This is a genomic window from Stenotrophomonas sp. Steno-C15 (assembly GCF_056393265.1).
This window is the reverse complement of sequence record NZ_JBWJPF010000012.1, coordinates 1-16,498: the sequence shown is the minus strand read 5'-3', so window position 1 is coordinate 16,498 and position 16,498 is coordinate 1. Positions and strand designations below refer to the sequence as shown.

General features: G+C 67.4%; 9 protein-coding genes. 7 read left to right on the top strand and 2 right to left on the bottom strand.

All coding sequences use genetic code 11. The features are described from left to right. The first annotated feature begins 2 nt into the window (after positions 1-2). The 6 genes from prpC to pbpC all read left to right on the top strand — a co-directional run bounded on the left by prpC (position 3) and on the right by pbpC (position 14,191). Positions 3-1,160, top strand: a complete 1,158-nt coding sequence (gene prpC, locus AC06FB_RS10895; RefSeq protein ID WP_053518648.1) for a bifunctional 2-methylcitrate synthase/citrate synthase — start codon at positions 3-5, stop codon at positions 1,158-1,160. Positions 1,161-1,258: 98 nt separating this feature from the next. Continuing rightward, the gene (gene acnD / locus AC06FB_RS10890) at positions 1,259-3,877 is read left to right on the top strand and encodes a Fe/S-dependent 2-methylisocitrate dehydratase AcnD (protein ID WP_164151582.1); all 2,619 of its coding nucleotides are present in this window, start codon (positions 1,259-1,261) and stop codon (positions 3,875-3,877) included. Between the two features lie 51 nt (positions 3,878-3,928). After that, the gene (prpF, locus tag AC06FB_RS10885) at positions 3,929-5,113 is read left to right on the top strand and encodes a 2-methylaconitate cis-trans isomerase PrpF (RefSeq protein WP_478053692.1); all 1,185 of its coding nucleotides are present in this window, start codon (positions 3,929-3,931) and stop codon (positions 5,111-5,113) included. Positions 5,114-5,212: 99 nt separating this feature from the next. Beyond that, positions 5,213-6,673 carry a bifunctional 2-methylcitrate dehydratase/aconitate hydratase gene (locus AC06FB_RS10880; protein WP_478053691.1) on the top strand — a complete coding sequence of 487 codons (1,461 nt, stop codon included), beginning with the start codon at positions 5,213-5,215 and terminating at the stop codon, positions 6,671-6,673. Between the two features lie 179 nt (positions 6,674-6,852). Further along, the gene (locus tag AC06FB_RS10875) at positions 6,853-11,760 is read left to right on the top strand and encodes an alpha-2-macroglobulin family protein (protein WP_478053690.1); all 4,908 of its coding nucleotides are present in this window, start codon (positions 6,853-6,855) and stop codon (positions 11,758-11,760) included. 49 nt (positions 11,761-11,809) lie between these two features. Continuing rightward, entirely contained in the window at positions 11,810-14,191 is a 2,382-nt protein-coding gene (gene pbpC, locus AC06FB_RS10870) for a penicillin-binding protein 1C (RefSeq protein ID WP_263175297.1), read from the top strand. A gap of 43 nt (positions 14,192-14,234) precedes the next feature. Here the strand turns inward: pbpC and AC06FB_RS10865 are convergent, their stop codons facing one another. Both AC06FB_RS10865 and AC06FB_RS10860 read right to left on the bottom strand, forming a co-directional pair. Beyond that, positions 14,235-14,810 carry a ferritin-like domain-containing protein gene (locus AC06FB_RS10865; RefSeq protein ID WP_111186363.1) on the bottom strand — a complete coding sequence of 192 codons (576 nt, stop codon included), beginning with the start codon at positions 14,808-14,810 and terminating at the stop codon, positions 14,235-14,237. 29 nt (positions 14,811-14,839) lie between these two features. Continuing rightward, positions 14,840-15,322 carry a peroxiredoxin gene (locus tag AC06FB_RS10860; protein ID WP_197601069.1) on the bottom strand — a complete coding sequence of 161 codons (483 nt, stop codon included), beginning with the start codon at positions 15,320-15,322 and terminating at the stop codon, positions 14,840-14,842. A gap of 261 nt (positions 15,323-15,583) precedes the next feature. Here AC06FB_RS10860 and AC06FB_RS10855 point away from each other — a divergent pair, with 261 nt between their 5' ends. Next, positions 15,584-16,468 carry a DnaJ C-terminal domain-containing protein gene (locus AC06FB_RS10855; RefSeq protein WP_053518631.1) on the top strand — a complete coding sequence of 295 codons (885 nt, stop codon included), beginning with the start codon at positions 15,584-15,586 and terminating at the stop codon, positions 16,466-16,468. Positions 16,469-16,498: the final 30 nt, after the last annotated feature.

The window sequence follows — 16,498 nt, the reverse complement described above, 5'->3', positions numbered from 1 at the left end:
ACATGAACGATACGACCGCAACCCCGACCTTCAAGCCGAAGAAATCCGTCGCCCTGTCCGGCACTGCCGCCGGCAACACCGCGCTGTGCAGCGTCGGTCGCAGCGGCAATGACCTGCACTACCGTGGCTACGACATCCTGGATCTGGCCAACACCAGCGAATTCGAGGAAATCGCGTACCTGCTGGTGCACGGCAAGCTGCCGACCCGCGCCGAGCTGGTTTCGTACAAGGCCAAGCTGAAGTCGCTGCGTGGCATCCCGGCCGCGGTGAAAGCCGCGCTGGAAGAACTGCCGCCGTCGGCACACCCGATGGATGTGATGCGCACCGGCGTGTCGGTGCTCGGCTGCGTGGCGCCGGAAAAGGATGACCACAACCATCCGGGTGCACGCGACATCGCCGACAAGCTGATGGCCTGCCTCGGCTCGATGCTGCTGTACTGGTACCACTGGAGCCACAACGGCCGCGCCATCGACGTGGAAACCGATGACGATTCCATCGGTGGCCACTTCCTGCACCTGCTGCACGGCGAGAAGCCACAGGATTCGTGGGTGAAGGCGATGCACACCTCGCTGATCCTGTACGCAGAGCACGAGTTCAATGCGTCCACCTTCACCTGCCGTGTCATCGCCGGTACCGGCAGCGACATGTACAGTGCGATCTGCGGTGGCATCGGCGCGCTGCGCGGCCCCAAGCATGGCGGCGCCAACGAAGTGGCCTTCGAGGTGCAGAAGCGCTACGACAGCCCGGATGAGGCCGAAGAGGACATCAAGGCCCGCGTCGAGCGCAAGGAAGTGGTGATCGGCTTCGGCCACCCGGTGTACACCGTGTCCGACCCGCGCAACAAGGTGATCAAGGACGTCGCCCGTGAGCTGTCCGAAGAGCAGTCGAGCATGAAGATGTACGACATCGCCGAGCGCCTGGAGACGGTGATGTGGGACATCAAGAAAATGTTCCCGAACCTGGACTGGTTCAGCGCCGTCAGCTACCACATGATGGGCGTGCCGACCGCGATGTTCACCCCGCTGTTCGTCATCGCCCGCACCGCCGGCTGGAGCGCGCACATCGTCGAGCAGCGCATCGACGGCAAGATCATCCGTCCGAGCGCGAACTACATCGGCCCGGAAGATCGCGAGTTCGTGGCCATCGACAAGCGCGCCTGACCGCCGCGTGATCCATCCATCCGGTCGGCCAGGTGCCGGCCGGATGCCTTCATTGCCGCTCGCCGGCATCCGGCCCGCCCCAAGCATTCCGCCAGCCCATGAATACCGATTACCGCAAGACCCTCCCCGGCACCCCGCTGGACTACTTCGATGCGCGCGCTGCGGTCGATGCGATCCAGCCCGGCGCCTACGCCACGCTGCCGTATGTCTCGCGCGTGCTGGCCGAGAACCTGGTACGGCGTTGCGATCCGGCGATGCTCACCGCCTCGCTGACGCAGCTGATCGAACGTCGCCGCGACCTGGATTTTCCCTGGTTCCCGGCGCGCGTGGTGTGCCATGACATTCTCGGCCAGACCGCGCTGGTGGATCTCGCCGGCCTGCGCGATGCGATCGCCGACAAGGGCGGCGATCCGGCCAAGGTCAACCCGGTGGTGCCGGTACAGCTGATCGTTGATCACTCGCTGGCGGTGGAGTGCGGTGGTTTCGATCCGCAGGCATTCGAGAAGAACCGCGCCATCGAGGATCGCCGCAACGAGGATCGCTTCCATTTCATCGACTGGACCAAGCGGGCGTTCCAGAACGTGGATGTGATTCCGCCGGGCAACGGCATCATGCACCAGATCAACCTGGAGAAGATGTCGCCGGTGATCTACGTGCAGGACGGCGTGGCCTTCCCGGATACCTGCGTGGGCACCGACAGCCATACGCCGCACGTCGATGCGCTGGGCGTGATCGCCATCGGTGTCGGCGGCCTGGAGGCCGAGAACGTGATGCTCGGCCGCGCGTCGTGGATGCGCCTGCCCGACATCATCGGCGTGGAACTGACCGGTCGGCCACAGCCAGGGATCACCGCCACCGACGTGGTGCTGGCCCTGACCGAGTTCCTGCGCAAGGAACGCGTGGTGGGCGCCTGGCTTGAATTCTTCGGCGAGGGTGCGGCCGCGCTGACCATCGGTGACCGTGCCACCATCTCCAACATGTGCCCGGAATACGGCGCGACCGCGGCGATGTTCTACATCGACGGGCAGACCATCGATTACCTGCGCCTGACCGGCCGCGAGGAATCGCAGGTGGCGCTGGTGGAGAACTACGCACGCAGCACCGGTCTGTGGGCCGATGCGCTGGCCACGGCGCAGTACGAGCGCGTGCTGCGCTTCGACCTGTCCAGCGTGGTCCGCAACATGGCGGGCCCGAGCAATCCGCATCGCCGCCTGCCGGTGGCCGAGCTGGCCGAGCGCGGCATCGCCGACGCAGCCAAGCTCGATGCCGGCAAGGCCGAGCAGCTGCGGGGCCTGATGCCTGATGGCGCGGTGATCATCGCCGCCATTACCAGCTGCACCAACACCTCCAACCCGCGCAACGTGATCGCCGCCGGCCTGCTGGCGCGCAAGGCCAACGAGCGCGGCCTGCTGCGCAAGCCGTGGGTCAAGTCGTCGCTGGCCCCGGGTTCAAAGGCGGTGCAGCTGTATCTGGAAGAGGCCGGCCTGCTGCCGGAGCTGGAAAAGCTCGGCTTCGGCATCGTCGCGTTCGCCTGCACCACGTGCAACGGCATGAGCGGTGCGCTGGATCCGGCGATCCAGCAGGAAATCATCGACCGCGACCTGTATGCCACGGCCGTGCTGTCGGGTAACCGCAACTTCGATGGCCGCATCCATCCTTACGCAAAGCAGGCCTTCCTGGCATCGCCGCCGCTGGTGATCGCCTATGCCATTGCCGGCACCATGCGCTTCGACATCGAGAAGGACGTGCTTGGCGTGGACGCCGACGGCAACGAGGTGCGCCTGAAGGACATCTGGCCGAGCGATGCCGAGATCGATGCAGTGGTGAAGGCGGCGGTGAAGCCCGAGCAGTTCCGCAGCGTCTACAACCCGATGTTCAACGTGCGCGTGGAGCAGGGTGCGGCGGTCAGTCCGCTGTACGACTGGCGCCCGCAGAGCACCTACATCCGCCGCCCGCCGTACTGGGAGGGGGCGCTGGCCGGTGAACGCACGCTGGCGGGCATGCGCGCGCTGGCGGTGCTGCCGGACAACATCACCACCGACCACCTGTCGCCGTCCAACGCGATCCTGGCCTCCAGTGCCGCCGGCGAATACCTGGCGAAGATGGGCCTGCCGGAAGAGGACTTCAATTCCTACGCAACCCACCGCGGCGACCATCTGACCGCGCAGCGCGCCACCTTCGCCAACCCGAAACTGTTCAACGAGATGGTGCGCAACGACGACGGCAGCGTGAAGCAGGGCTCGCTGGCGCGGGTGGAGCCGGAGGGCAAGGTGATGCGCATGTGGGAGGCGATCGAGACCTACATGGAGCGCAAGCAGCCGCTGATCATCATCGCCGGTGCCGACTACGGCCAGGGCAGCTCGCGTGACTGGGCGGCGAAGGGCGTGCGGCTGGCCGGCGTGGAAGCGATCGCGGCGGAAGGCTTCGAGCGCATCCACCGCACCAACCTGATCGGCATGGGCGTGCTGCCGCTGGAGTTCAAGCCGGGCACCACCCGGCTGACCCTGGGCATCGACGGTACCGAGACCTTCGACGTGGTGGGCGAGCGCACGCCGCGCGCCGACCTGACCCTGGTCATCCACCGCCGCGATGGGCAGGACATCATCGTGCCGGTCACCTGTCGCCTGGACAGCGACGAGGAAGTGGCGATCTACGAAGCGGGCGGTGTACTGCAGCGCTTCGCCCAGGATTTCCTCGAAGGTGCCCGGGTGGCATGAGACAACCGACGGCCCGGCAACGGGCCGTCTTTCATTGCAAGGAACCGTTCCATGAGCTTTCTTCCGCAACTCCGCATTGCCGCCACCTACATGCGCGGTGGCACCAGCAAGGGTGTGTTCTTCCGCCTGCAGGACCTGCCCGCAGCCGCACAGGTGCCGGGCCCGGCACGTGATGCGCTGCTGATGCGCGTGATCGGGTCGCCCGATCCCTATGGCAAGCACACCGATGGCATGGGCGGGGCCACGTCCAGCACCAGCAAGTGCGTGATCATCTCCAGTGCGTCCGTGCCCGATCACGATGTGGACTATCTGTACGGCCAGGTTTCGATCGACACCGCGTTCGTCGACTGGAGCGGCAACTGTGGCAACCTCAGCACTGCGGTGGGTCCGTTCGCCATCGCCAACGGCCTGATCGATCCGGCCCGGGTGCCGCGCGACGGCCTGTGCACCGTGCGCATCTGGCAAGCCAACATCGGCAAGACCATCATCGCCCACGTGCCGATGCGCAATGGCGAGGTGCAGGAGATCGGTGATTTCGAGCTGGATGGCGTGACCTTCCCGGCCGCCGAGATCCAGCTTGAGTTCATAGATCCCTCCGATGATGGCGACGGGGGCGCGATGTTCCCGACCGGCAACCTGGTCGATACCCTGGATGTGCCGGGCGTGGGCAGTTTCGAGGTGACGATGATCACCGCCGGCATCCCGACCATCTTCCTCAATGCGGCCGATCTGGGCTACAGCGGTACCGAGCTGCAGCCGGCGATCAACGACGACAAGGCTGCCCTGCAGAAGTTCGAGAGCATCCGTGCACACGGTGCGCTGCGCATGGGCCTGATCTCGACGCTGGAAGAGGCGGCGACCCGCCAGCACACGCCGAAAGTGGCGTTCGTGGCACCGGCACAGGACTATGTATCGTCCAGCGGCAAGGCAATCCCGGCATCGGCCATCGATATGCATGCGCGTGCGCTGTCGATGGGCAAGCTGCATCACGCGATGATGGGCACTGCCGCCGTGGCGATCGGTACCGCTGCTGCGATTCCGGGCACGCTGGTCAACCGTGCCGCCGGCGGTGGCCAGCGCGAGGCGGTGACCTTCGGGCATCCGTCCGGCACGCTGCGCGTGGGCGCCCAGGCCGGTCTCGTTGACGGCCAGTGGACAGTGACCAAGGCCATCATGAGCCGCAGCGCCCGTGTATTGATGGAAGGCAGCGTGCGGGTACCAGCCGACACCTTGTAACGCGGGACCATGGCGGTAGCGCCGGGCCATGCCCGGCGAGCGCGGCAGGGCCCGCCCATGAACCGCCGGGCGTGGTCCGGCGTCAGCGGAGAACAGACGATGTCCGACAGCCACACCCCGTCCAACGAACGTGCCACGTGGGATGCGCTGCTGGAGGACATCGTCGATTACGTGCGCGACGTGCGCATCGACTCGCCACTGGCATTCCAGACCGCGCATTACTGCCTGCTGGATACCCTCGGTTGCGGCCTGGAAGCGCTGTCCTTCCCGGCCTGCAGCAAGCTGCTCGGGCCCCTGGTGCCGGGCATCAGCGTGACCAACGGCGCGCGCGTGCCGGGAACGCACTACGTGCTGGATCCGGTGCAGGCGGCGTTCAATATCGGCGCGATGGTGCGCTGGCTCGACTTCAACGACACCTGGCTGGCCGCCGAGTGGGGTCATCCGTCGGATAATCTCGGCGGCATCCTGGCCGTCTGCGATTGGCTGGGGCGCAATGCCGCGGCCCTGCGTCGTCCACCGCCGACCGTGCACGATGTGCTGGTGGCGATGATCAAGGCGCACGAGATCCAGGGCGTGCTGGCTCTGGAGAATTCCTTCAACCGGGTCGGGCTGGACCACGTGGTGCTGGTGAAGGTCGCCACCACCGCCGTGGTCACACGCCTGCTTGGGCTGGATCGCGAGCGCATGCTCAATGCGCTGTCGCTGGCCTGGGTCGATGGCCAGGCGCTGCGGACCTACCGGCATGCGCCCAACACCGGTTCGCGCAAGAGCTGGGCCGCCGGGGATGCCACCAGTCGCGGCGTGCGCCTGGCGCTGATGGCGGCCAGCGGCGAGATGGGGTATCCCAGCGTGTTGAGCGCTCCCACCTGGGGCTTCGAAGCGGTCTCCATGCATGGTCAGGCGGTGACGCTGGGGCGGCCGCTGGGCAGCTACGTGATGGAGAACGTGCTGTTCAAGATCAGTTTTCCCGCCGAGTTCCACGGCCAGACCGCAGTGGAGGCCGCGGTCGCGCTGCACGCGCAGCTGCGGGCAGGCGGGCGCAGCGTCGATGACATCGCGCATATCGCCATCCGCACGCAGGAGGCCTGCATCCGCATCATCGACAAGCGCGGCCCGCTGCACAATCCGGCCGACCGCGACCACTGCGTGCAGTACATGGTCGCCATCGCGCTGCTGCATGGGCGGCTGGTGGCTGAGGACTACGAGGACGATGTTGCTGCTGACCCCCGCATCGATGCGCTGCGCGCGCGGATGACCTGCCACGAAGACCCGCAGCTCAGCGCGGATTACCTGGACCCGGACAAGCGCAGCATCGCCAACGGCCTGACCGTCCGCTTCAACGACGGCAGCGAACTGCCGGAGGTCCTGGTCGAGTACCCGCTCGGCCACGCCCGGCGACGCGACGAGGGCATGCCCCTGTTGATGGACAAGTTCCGGCGGCATCTGGCCCATCGGTTCCCCACCACCCAGCAGCAGCGCATCCTGGCGGCCTCGCTGGAACCGGTGGCGCTGGCGGCCATGCCGGTGACCGACTACGTGGATCTGTACCGGCCGGGGTAGGGCGCGCCCTGGTAGGTACCAACCTTGGTTGGCACGGGCCCAACGCCAACCAAGGTTGGCCGCTACCGGGACCGCCGGGCATGGCCCGGCGTTACCGTTCCGATGTGTTCCTGCCGGATCCGCGCCAACACCTTGACGCGGCGCGCCTATAATGGCCGCCTCGATCAAGGAGTGACGACATGAGCGGTCCGGCACGGCGCAAGCGGTGGGGATGGGCGGCGGCGGTACTGGCAGGAGGCCTGTTGCTGGGTCTGGCCGGTTGCCGCAACGACAGCGGGCAGCTGCCCAAGGCCAGTGGCGAGGCCATTGCCACCCAGGCCGAGCAGGTGAAGGATTTCACCCTGCTGCGCGCCTACCCGGACCAGAAGAATGACGGCCTGTCGCTGGCGCTGGAGTTCTCGCGCCCGCTGGTCGGCACGCAGGATTTCGACACGCTGGTGCGCTTCGAAGAGAAGGTCGGCACCGACGACAGCAGCTGGACCCTGTCCGATGACGGACTGACCCTGCGCTATCCGTTCGTCGAAGCCGGCAAGGAGTTCAGCCTGGTGGTATCGCCGGACCTGCTGGCCGCCGATGGCAGCCGGCTGGGCAAGGAGCTGAAGCAGAAGGTGTTCAGTGGCGAATTGAAGCCGGTGGCCGGCTTCGCCTCGCAGGGCAGCGTGCTGCCGGCCAAGGACAGTCGCGGCCTGCCGGTTGTCTCCGTGAATGTTCCCGAGGTCGACGTCGAATTCCTGCGCGTGCGCGAGAAGGATCTGCCGACCTTCTTCAGCCAGTACCAGCGCGGCGGCCGTCGTGGCAGCTGGGAACTGAGCAGCGACTACGAGCGCAGCCCGATCAATGCGTTGGCCGAGCCGGTCTACGTCAACCGCTTCATCCTCGGCGGCAAGCAGAACGAGCGGGTGCTGACCTACCTGCCAACCCAGGACATCAAGGAGCTGCAGGAGCCGGGCCTGTACTTCGCACTGCTCAAGCGCACGGGCGATTACGAGGGCGAGTTCGACACCGCGTTCTTCTCGGTCAGCGACATCGGCCTGCACACGCGCGCCTACAAGGACAAGCTGTTCGTCCACACCGCCGGACTGAAGGACGGAGCACCGCTGAAGAACGTCGAGCTGCGCGTGCTCGACGGCAAAGGCGAGGTGGTGCTCAAGGGCAGTACCGATGGCAACGGCAATGCGCTGCTGAACTACACGCTCGACGCCACCCACGTGCTGGTGGCCAGCAGTGGTCGCGATACCAGCTTCCTGCCCTTCAACCAGCCGGCCCTGGACCTGAGCGAGTTCGCCGTTGCCGGCCGTGACAATGCCTGGTTCGATGTCTACGCATGGTCCGGCCGCGACCTCTATCGGCCGGGCGAGACCGTGCGCCTGTCCGCGCTGCTGCGCGACAATGATGGCAAGCCGGTCAAGTCGCAGCCGGTGTTCCTGCGCCTGAAGCAGCCCGACGGCAAGACCTTCCGCGAGACCCGCCTGCAGCCGGGCGAGCAGGGCTACATCGCCTTCGAGCAGGTCATCCCGGCCGAGGCGCCGACGGGACGCTGGCAGGTGGAGTTCCGTACTGATCCGGCCAGCAAGGAAGCGATCCAGGGCATGACCCTGCGCATCGAAGAGTTCCTGCCCGAACGGATGAAGCTGGACCTGGACAGCCCGCAGAAGACGCTCAAGCCGGGCGAAGATCTTCGTCTGCAGGCCGATGGCGCGTATCTGTACGGCGCGCCGGCTGACGGCAACCGCTTCACCGCGCGCCTGGCTGTGGCAGCCGAACAGCAGCCGGTCGAGGGATTGCCGGGCTACTTCTTCGGCGACCCGACCCTGCAGCTGCCGCGCGAGGCCAAGGACGTGATCGACACGACGCTGCCGGCCAACGGCCAGCTGCGCGAGGACGTGACGCTGCCGGAAGAAGCGGCCAAGGCCAAGGCGCCGATCGCGGTGGTGCTGTCCGGCAGCCTGTACGAGACCGGTGGGCGGACCGTGACCCGCACCCTGAAGCGGGTGATGTGGCCAGCCAATGCACTGGTCGGCGTGCGTCCGCTGTTCAACCCCGACGATGGTGCCGACTCCAACAGCAACGCACGCTTCGAACTGGTGCGCGTGGACGCGGCCGGCCGGCCGCAGCCGGCCAAGGGCCTGAAGATCACCCTGGTGCGCGAGCTGCGTGACTATCACTGGACCTTCAACGACAACCGTTGGGACTACGATTTCACCCGTCGGTTCGAGAACAAGGAAACCCGCACGGTCGATGCCGGCAGCAGCGCGGTGGCGTTCGATGTCCCGGTCGAGTGGGGCGAGTACCGGGTGGACGTGTTCGATCCGGGCACCGGCCTGACCAGCCGCTATCCGTTCCGTGCCGGCTGGAGCTGGGGCGATGACAATCGCGGTCTCGATGCGCGCCCGGACAAGGTCAAGCTGGGCCTGGACAAGACCGGCTACAAGGCGGGCGACACCCTGCAGGTGACGGTGACGCCGCCGCATGCCGGCAAGGGCATCCTGATGGTCGAGACCGATCGCATGCTATACGTGCAGGACATCGACGCCAAACCCGGTGCCACCTTCAACATCCCGGTCACCGCTGACTGGGAGCGCCACGATGTCTACATCACCGCGCTGGTGTTCCGGGGTGGCAGTGCGCCGAGCAAGATCACCCCGGCGCGCGCTGTCGGCGTGGTGCACGTACCGATGGACCGCAGGGGCCGCACCGTGGCCGTCGGCCTGGTGGCGCCGAAGCAGCTGCGCCCGGAACAGGATCTGCCGGTGACGGTCAGCGCACCGCAGCTGGCCGGCAAGGCCGCGCACGTCACCGTGTCGGCGGTGGATGTGGGCATCCTCAACATCACCCGTTTCCCCGTGCCCGATGCCGGCGCGCACTTCTTCGCCCAGCGCCGCCTCGGCATCGATGCCTATGACATCTACAGCCGGGTGATCGAGAGCTTCGACGGCGGCGCCGGCAAGCTGAAGTTCGGCGGTGACATGGCGCTGCAGTCCCTGCCTCAGGCCAAGCGGCCGACCGCGCGCGTGCAGACCGTGGATCTGTTCTCCGGCCCGGTACAGCTTGATGCCAAGGGCAATGCCCGCATCCGCCTCAAGGTGCCGGACTTCAACGGCACGCTGCGCGTGTCGGCGCTGGTGTACAGCGATGACCAGTACGGCAAGCGCGACGTGGAAACGGTGGTGCGCGCACCGATCCTGGCCGAGGCCAGCATGCCGCGCGTGCTCGCCCCGGGCGACCGCAGCACCGTGACGCTGGACGTGCAGAACTTCACCGGCAAGCCCGGCCAGTTCAATGTGCGCGTGGACAGCGAGGGACCGCTGGCCCTTGGCGAGGGCAGCCGCAGCGTGCAGCTCAACGCCGATGCGAAGACCACGCTGAGCTTCCCGCTGTTGGCACGCGAAGGCCACAGCGTGGCCAAGGTGCGGGTGCGTGTGGAAGGCAATGGCTTCAAGGCCGACCGCCGCTACGACCTGCCGGTGCGTGCGGCATGGCCGCAGGTGCTGCGCTCGCAGGTACGCACGCTCGACCCGCTGGCGGCGGTCAGCCTCGACAGCGGTCTGGCCGATGGCCTGATGTCCGAGTCGGTCAATGCGCGCCTGCTGGTCAGCCCGCTGCCCCCGATTCCGTTTGCCAGTGCTCTGCAGGGCGCGCTGAATTACCCGTATGGCTGCGCCGAGCAGACCACCAGCAAGGGCTACGCTGCGCTGATCCTGGATCAGGCCACGTCGTCGATGCTCGGCGCAGACGGCCTGGACGCCAAGACCCGCCGCGAACGCATGGAGGGCGCGTTCGGCCGCCTGGCGTCGATGCAGGTGGCCAACGGCAACTTCTCGATGTGGGGCGACGATGGTTATGTGAACCCGTGGCTGACCCCGTACATCGCCGAGTTCCTGCTCGATGCCCGGGATGCCGGCTTCGCCGTACCGGACAACGTGCTGCAGAAGGCACTGAACCGTCTCAGCGAGGATCTGCTGTCCGGCGGCAACCCGTTCTACGGGCAGGACGAGCGCGAGAAACTGAAGTTCGCCAACCAGGCGTATTCCGGCTACGTGCTGGCCCGGGTCAACCGTGCGCCGCTGGGTACGCTGCGCACGCTGTACGACAACGAGCGCAGCAAGGCGGTTGGCGGCCTGTCGCTGGTCCACCTGGGTGTGGCGCTGTCGCTGCAGGGCGACGCCAAGCGAGGCCAGGCCGCGTTGGAAGCTGCCTTCGCCAAGTCCAGCAGCGAGCGCCCGTCGTACTTCGGCGACTACGGCAGCGCGATCCGTGATGATGCGCTGATGATCGCGCTGACCCACGAGAACAAGCTGGCGAAGCCGGCATGGGATGCGCGTGCGGTTGATCTCGGCCGCGGCCTGGATGCGCGCCGCAACGCCGGCTGGATGTGGCTGAGCACGCAGGAGCAGGTCGCCATTGCCCGCCTCGGCAAGGCGCTGGCGGCCAACCAGAAGGCACTGGTAGCCGGCGAGCTGGTGATCGGTGGCAACAGTGAATCGATCAGCGAGCGCAAGCTGTTCGGCCGCACCTTCAGCGCCAGCGAACTGGCCAGCGGAGTGCGCTTCACTCCGCAGGGCCAGCCGCCGATGTTCGCCAGCATCGATGTGGCGGGCATCCCGCGCAGTGCGCCAGCGCCGGACAACAGTGTGATCGGTGTCGAGCGCAGCTACTTCGGTACCGACGGCAAGCCGTGGTCGCCGCGCCCGCTGAAGGAAGGCGAAGCGCTGATCGTGCGGGTCACCGTCAGTGCCGACACCACCATGCCGGATGCGCTGCTGACCGACCTGCTGCCGGCCGGCCTGGAGATCGAGAACTTCAACCTGGGCGATGCCAAGCAGTGGGCGGACGTGGTCGTCGATGGCATCACCATCAGCGACCGCGGTGACGCGGCCGATACCAAGCATGAGGAGTTCCGCGACGACCGTTACGTGGCAGCGCTCAAGCTCTCGCGCGGCGGAAAGGCCAATGTGTTCTACCTGGTGCGTGCGGTGACCCCGGGCACCTACTCGGTGCCGCCGCCGCTGGTGGAAGACATGTACCGGCCGCAGCTGCGTGGCGTCGGCCGCAGCAACCCGACCACGATCACGGTGGTGCAGCCGTGACCGCGCGGACGGGCCGCGACGGCGCGGCCCGTCCTGCTGGCATCCTGCAATGAAGAGCGCGATGACGACCCGGCGGGCGGACCTGCGCCGCCGGCTGCGGCCGCTGTGGCCGTGGCTGCGCTGGGGAACGGCGGGTCTGCTGACGCTGCTGCTGGTACTGGACGTCGTTTTCCCGCCGCCACTGCCGAAGCAGCGCGACACCAGCACCCTGGTGGTGGCTGCCGACGGCACGCCACTGCGTGCGTTCGCCGATGCCGAGGGCGTGTGGCGCTATCCGGCCTCGATCGACAGCGTCTCGCCGTTGTACCTGCAGGCGTTGTTGACCTACGAGGACCGCTGGTTCTGGCGCCATCCGGGCATCAATCCGCTGGCGATCCTGCGTGCCGGCGGCCAGCTGCTGCGCGGCGGACGCATCGTTTCTGGTGGCTCGACCCTGACCATGCAGGTGGCACGCATCCTCGACCCGCATTCGCGTACCCCCTGGGGCAAGCTCAAGCAGGTGCTGCGTGCCCTGCAGCTGGAAGCGCATCTTTCCAAGCGGGAGATCCTGGCCCTGTATCTGGAGCGTGCGCCCTACGGCGGCACCATCGAGGGCGTGGAGGCTGCCAGCTGGGCCTACCTGGGCAAGCCGGCCGCGCAGCTGTCACATGCCGAGGCCGCGTTGCTGGCGGTGCTGCCACAGGCACCCAGCCGCCTGCGCCCGGACCGCCATCCGGAAGCGGCGCAGAAGGCACGTGACAAGGTGCTGGCACGCATGGCCGAACGGGGGGCGTGGACACCGGATGAGGTGGAGGATGCACGCATCGAGAACGTGGTGGCGCGGTCGCTGCGACCGCCGCTGCATGCGGCATTGCTGGCGCAGCGGCTGCATGCGGCACACCCCGGCCAGGCGCGCATCCGGAGCAGCATCGACATCGGCCTGCAGCGTACACTGGAAGAGCGCGTGGCCAGCTATTTCTCGAGCCTGCCGGAGCGGACGTCGGCGGCATTGCTGGTGGTCGACAACCAGACCCTGCAGGCGCGCGCCTACGTGGGAACGCTGTCCTTCGGCGACCGCCAGCGCCTGGGCCACGTCGACATGGTGCAGGCCTGGCGCTCGCCGGGTTCGACCCTCAAGCCGTTCCTGTACGCGATGGCGCTGGATGACGGCCTGATCCACTCGGAGAGCCTGCTGGTGGACGCGCCGCAGAGCTTCGGCAGCTACCGCCCGGGCAACTTCGACATGGCGTTCAATGGCCCGATCGGCGCCTCCAGTGCGTTGCGTCTGTCGCTCAACGTACCCTCGGTGGACCTGCTGCAGCGGGTCGGCGCCGCGCGCTTTGCCGCGCGCCTGTCACACGCCGGCATCCAGCTGCGGTTTCCCGCGGGCAGCCCCCCCAATCTCTCGCTGATACTCGGTGGCACCGGCGCGAGGCTGGAAGATCTGGTCGGGGCATTCGCCGCACTGAACCGCAACGGTATCGCCGGCCGCGTGCGCTACACCGATGACGCGCCGATGATCGAGCGGCGGCTGGCGTCGCCGGGGGCGAGCTGGATCGTACGCGAGATGCTGGAGTCGAACCCGCGTCCGGGGTATGGCGTGGGCACCTTCGATGTGGGAGGGCGCCCCCGCGTTGCCTGGAAGACCGGGACCAGTTACGGCTACCGCGATGCCTGGGCCATCGGCAGCACGCGGCATTACACCGTGGGCGTATGGGTGGGGCGGCCCGACGGCACGCCGCTGCCGGGTCAGTACGGCGCGGTCACCGCACTGCCGCTGATGTTCGAGGTGGTCGACAGTCTGCCGCGCCAGCGTGGCGATTCGGCGGCGGTACCGATGCCGGCCAGCGTCAGCCAGGGCGACATCTGCTGGCCGACCGGTGAACGCGCCGAAGGATTGCCGCCGGCCGTGTGCCAGCGGCGGATGCCGGCGTACCTGCTCGACGGCGCCGTACCGCTCACGTTCCCCGAGCGCGAAGCCCGGCGTTGGCAACCGGGCCGTCAGCGCTACCTGGCAGATGCACGCACCGGTCTGCGCGTCTCGGCCGATTGTCGTCTGCCCCATGAGGAGGTGGCGCGCGAAATCGCCCGTTGGCCGGCGCTGCTGTCGCCGTGGCTGCCGAAGGCGACCCGGGAGCTGTCGCAGCTGCCGGCGCTGTCACCGGACTGCCGCGACGATGGCCGTGAGGCCAGCGTGGCGCTGCACGTGGACGGTCTGAATGACGGGGCCACGCTGGCGCGCGCGCCCAATGCCGAACACGGCGTGCGCCTGCAGCTGCGCGCGCTGGGCAGCGAGCAGGCAGTGGACTGGCTGCTGGATGGCCGCTGGATCGCACAGACCCGGGGATCTCAGCTGATGCAGCGCGAGTTCGCCGAACCGGGTAGCCATACGCTGACCGCGCTGGCTGTCGATGGCGCGTGGACGCAGGTGCGTTTCAACGTCCTCCGGTAGGTGCCGGCCCACGGCCGGCACGCGGTATCCGATACGCGCAGCGCTATTCCCCGATCCACCCGTCCAGCAGGTCGGCGAACTCATCGGCGTGCTCTTCTTCCTGCGCCAGGATCTCCTCGAGGATGCGCTTGGTGGTCGTGTCGCGATCACCGATGAAGTCTATCATCTCGCGGTAGCTGTCGATGGCGATGCGTTCGGCGACCAGATTCTCGCGGACCATGTCACGCAGGTCGCTGCCCTCCTTGTACTCGGCATGCGAACGCGCGCTCAGCGTGTCCGGATTGAGGTCCGGCTCGCCGCCGAGCTGGACGATGCGTTCGGCCAGCTTGCCAGCATGCGCCTGTTCCTGCTGCGCATGCTCAAGGAACTCGGCCTTGACCGCATCGGCCAGCATCCCCTTGGCGGTGAAGTAATGCCGGTAGTAGCGCAGCACGCAGACATACTCGGTGGCGAGGGCGTCGTTGAGCAGCTTGATCACGGCCTCGCGGTCGGCACTGTAGCTTTCGGTGATCGCGCCATCTTCAAGATTGCGCCGCGCGCGTTCGCGCAGGACCTTGCGGTCGCTGATGCCGGGAAGCGGGTGGGCAGACGTGGTGGCGTTGGCTGGCGTATTGGACATGGCTGGCCGTTTCCTCTTGCGGTGGAAGATCAGGTGGGCAGGTGCTCCAGCACGTACTCGGCCGAGGACACTTCGAACTGCCCGGGCTGCTCGATCCAGGCCGCGCGGACGACGCCGTCGTCCACGTACAGGGCAAACCGGCGCGAGCGGATGCCCATGCCCGAAGCACTGGCATCCAGTTCCAGGCCCAGCGCGCGGGTCAGTTCGGCATTGCCGTCGGACAGCATCAGCAGGCCCTCGGGTACGTGCTGGTCAGCGGCCCAGGCCTTCATCACGAACGGATCGTTGACCGCCATGCAGTAGACCTCGATGCCGCGCTGGCGGAACGCCTCGAACTTCTCGACGAAGCCGGGCAGGTGGCGGGCCGAGCAAGTGGGGGTGAAGGCGCCGGGCACGGCGAACATCACCACTTTGCGGGCGTCGAACAGCGAGTGCGTATCGAGCGTCTCGATGCCCTCGCGGATGCGCTTGAGGGTCACTTCCGGAATGCGGTCGCCGACATGGATGGTCATGATGGACTCCTTGCTGGGGCAGGCTAGTGGGCGGGATGGGACAGGGGCGTCAAGACATTGGAAACCCCGCGTGCAGGCCCCATCTTCAGGGGGCACGCGCCAGGGTTCCAGCCACAGCGTGGCGCAGGCCGATGGCAGGCGCATTGCGCAGGATCAGTCGGCCTCACCGGGGCCGCACGAGGGGCGGCGTAGCATCGCCGGCGCGTAGAATGAACCCGGGGCGGCGCCACCGGCGCGGCCGAAGCGAATCGAGGTAGCTGGATGGAATTCAAGGATTATTACGCCACCCTGGGGGTGGAACCGAGTGCGGGTGATGCGGAGATCAAGACCGCATACCGCCGGCTGGCACGCAAGTACCACCCGGACGTCAGCAAGGAGGCCGGGGCCGAAGACAGGTTCAAGGCGGTCAATGAAGCCTACGAGGCGCTGCGCGATCCGGAAAAGCGCGCGGCCTATGACCAGCTGCGCGCGCAGGGCTACCGGCCGGGCGAGGAATTCAATGTGCCACCGAACTACGGTGGCGGTGGCTTCAATTTCGAGGAAGTGTTCGGCGGTGGTGGCCCCAATGGCGGCTTCAGCGACTTCTTCGAGAGCCTGTTCGCCCGCCAGCGCGGTGGCCAGGGACCGGGCCCGGGATTCAGCAGCCAGGGGCATGCACCCAACCGCGATACCCGCGCCAAGCTGTCGGTGCCGCTGGAGGCCGCCTACAACGGCGACAGCCTGCGCATCACCGTCAACGGCAGGCAGCTGGATGTGCGCGTGCCCAAGGGCATCCGTCCCGGCCAGGTGATCCGTCTGGCGGGGCAGGGCAACCACGGTGGCAACCTGCTGCTGGAGGTGGAGTACGCCGCACACCCGCAGTTCGAGGTCGATGGCCGCAACATCCTGTATTCGCTGCAGGTCACGCCCTGGCAGGCGGCGCTGGGCACCAGCATCAGCGTGCCCACGCTGGGCGGCGCGGTGGAGCTGAAGATTCCGGCCGATTCCGAAGCCGGTCGCAAGCTTCGCCTGCGCGGCCGCGGCCTGCCGGGCAATCCCGATGGCGATCAGATCGTCGAGCTGGAGATCATTGCCCCGGCCGCCACCGACGAAGCGCAGAAGAAGGCATACCGCAACCTGGCCAAGGCCTTCGGCGAATCAATCTGACGCCCTGGGCAGGGCCCTCGGTGAATCAAC